The organism is Pseudomonas sp., assembly GCF_037994325.1.
In the GTDB taxonomy this organism is placed as follows: domain Bacteria; phylum Pseudomonadota; class Gammaproteobacteria; order Pseudomonadales; family Pseudomonadaceae; genus Aquipseudomonas.
This window is the reverse complement of the sequence record NZ_JBBNAH010000698.1, coordinates 1-2365: the sequence shown is the minus strand read 5'-3', so window position 1 is coordinate 2365 and position 2365 is coordinate 1. Positions and strand designations below refer to the sequence as shown.

2 protein-coding genes and 1 pseudogene are annotated in these 2365 nt (G+C 60.0%); all 3 read left to right on the top strand.

Annotated elements, in window-relative coordinates:
• Nucleotides 1–438: 438 nt before the first annotated feature.
• Nucleotides 439–1152 (top strand): ABC transporter permease, encoded by a 714-nt coding sequence (locus tag AAAB16_RS23010; protein WP_340665433.1) that lies wholly within the window; start codon nucleotides 439–441, stop codon nucleotides 1150–1152.
• Nucleotides 1153–1178: 26 nt separating this feature from the next.
• A complete protein-coding gene (locus tag AAAB16_RS23005; protein WP_340665432.1) occupies nucleotides 1179–2084 on the top strand; it encodes a glycine betaine ABC transporter substrate-binding protein in 906 nt (301 codons plus the stop codon).
• 1 nt (nucleotide 2085) lies between these two features.
• Nucleotides 2086–2365, top strand: a pseudogene (locus tag AAAB16_RS23000) (choline ABC transporter permease); the annotation flags it as partial.

Here is a 2365-nt window from a genome sequence, read left to right as displayed (position 1 = left end):
GTACAGGCGGGTCAGGATCGCCATCTTTCCCTCAATATCCTTGAGGTTGTCGAGCCAGGCGCCGAACTCGGGTGTCTGGGTGAGTACGTTGATCATAGTCTCGCTTGTAGCCTGCTGGCTACTTTGCATTTTGGAACCCAAACTATGACCCGATAAAAAAGACCTCACAGCCAGCTACCGCCCGCAGGCTTGTAGGCTGCGGGGCGGCGGGGTGAACGACGGTTAGAAGCACGCAGAAGTTAGTGCAGGCCAGGAGCGAAATCAGCCTGCCCGTAGTGGCATTGCGCTCAACTTTATTGAACCGAAGCGGCGTGCGGGGGGTCCAGTCCTCGTGTGTCGCTATTTCAAGTCTTTGATTTCAAGCGATTTATAGTCATTCGATGCGGTTGGTTGGCGCCCGCTGGCCAGGTTTTTACCGTATTTGAAGGGAGTCGCAACATGTTTAAAACCTGGAGCAAGGTGGTCGTCGGTGCGGTGTTCAGCGCCGCGGTTTTGGCCTTGCTGGTCCATTGGATCACCCCTGCCGTTCTCGTTCAGCACCGCGAAGATTTGCTGTTTTATCTGCAGGCGCATTTGCTCTTGGTGGCGGCGTCGATGCTGGCGGCGTTGCTAGTCGGCGTGCCGGCTGGCGTGCTGCTTAGCCGCCCCGGTGTTGAGCAGCGCGCTGAGCGTTTTATGCAGGTGTTTAACGTGGCCAATACGGTGCCGCCGCTGGCGGTGTTGGCCATTGCCTTGGCGATTGTCGGCATCGGTAATGGGCCGGCGATTCTGGCGTTGTTTCTCGCCTCGTTGCTGCCGATTGTGCGCAACACCTATGAAGGCCTGCGCGCGGTGCCCGCTTCGTTGAAGGAGGCGGCCACCGGCATTGGTATGACGCCCAAGCAAGTGCTGTGGCAGGTGGAGTTGCCCAATGCCGTGCCGATTATTGTCGGCGGCGTGCGGGTGGCGTTGGCGCTGAACGTCGGCACCGCGCCGTTGGCGTTTCTGATCGGCGCGAACAGTTTGGGCAGCCTGATTTTTCCGGCCATCGCCCTGGAAAACCAACCGTTGCTGATCCTCGGCGCGGCCACCACGGCCTTGCTGGCGTTGTTGCTCGATGGCGCTGTGGCGTTGGCCAGCCGCCTGTGGTTTGAGCGGGGGCTGGTGCATTGAGCCGGCCGCTAAGCAAAGGAGTTTTGATGAAGACGTTTTCCCTTCCCCTGGTGTTGCTCGGTCTGTTGTTGACTGGCGTGGCACAGGCCGAACCGGGCCCGATCCGCATTGGTGCCAAGGTGTTTACCGAGCAGGCGATTTTGGCCGAGCTGACCGCCAAGTACCTGCAAAGCCACGGCTACCAACCGACCATCACCGGCAACCTGGGCAGCACCATTGCCTTTAATGCGGTAAAGACTGGGCAACTGGACCTGACCTGGGAATACACCGGCACCTCGTTGGTGGCCTACAACCACATTACCGAGCGCCTGGATAAAGACGCCGCGTATCAGCGCGTAAAAGCCTTGGACGCCAAGTCCGGTCTGGTGTGGTTGGCGCCGACCAACTTCAACAACACTTACGCCCTGGCATTGCCGGAAAAGGTTGCCGAGGCCCATCCCGATGTACGCAGCATCAGTGACCTCGCCGGCCTGCTGAAAAGCGAGCAGGAGGACGATCACCTGTTGGCGCTGGATATCGAATTCGCCAACCGCTCTGACGGCTTGGCCGGTTTGGTCAAAGAGTACGGCCTGCAGTTTTCCCGCGACGAAGTGCGGCAGATGGACCCCGGTTTGGTCTACACCGCCTTGCGTAACGATCAGGTATTTGTCGGCCTGGTGTACACCACCGATGGCCGCCTGGACTCTTTCAAGCTGCGCCTGCTTAAGGACGACAAAGGCTACTTCCCGTTTTATACCGCCGCCCCCGTGGCCAACGCCGAGTACATCAAGGCACATCCAGAGCTTGAAGCATTGCTCAAGCCCCTGGCCGACAGCCTGGACGACGCCACCATGCGCGGCCTGAACGCCCGTGTGGACGTTGAACGGCAAACACCCGCTGCCGTTGCCGAGGCATTTTTGCGCGAACGCCAGCTGATCAAAGGAGGGCAGTGATATGGACTTTATGACGGCCTTTACCCATATCGACTGGAGCCAGGTGCTGCACCTGACTGGCGAGCATATCGCCCTGGTGGGCGTGGCGGTGGTGTTGGCGATTGTCGTGGGTGTGCCGCTGGGCGTGTTGATGACGCGCTTTCCGCAGGTGGCCGGCCCGTTGCAGGCGAGTGCCACAGTGGTGCTGACCATTCCTTCGATTGCCCTGTTTGGCCTGCTGCTGCCGTTTTATTCCACCTTCGGCCAAGGCTTGGGCCCGCTGCCGGCGGTGACAGCGGCGT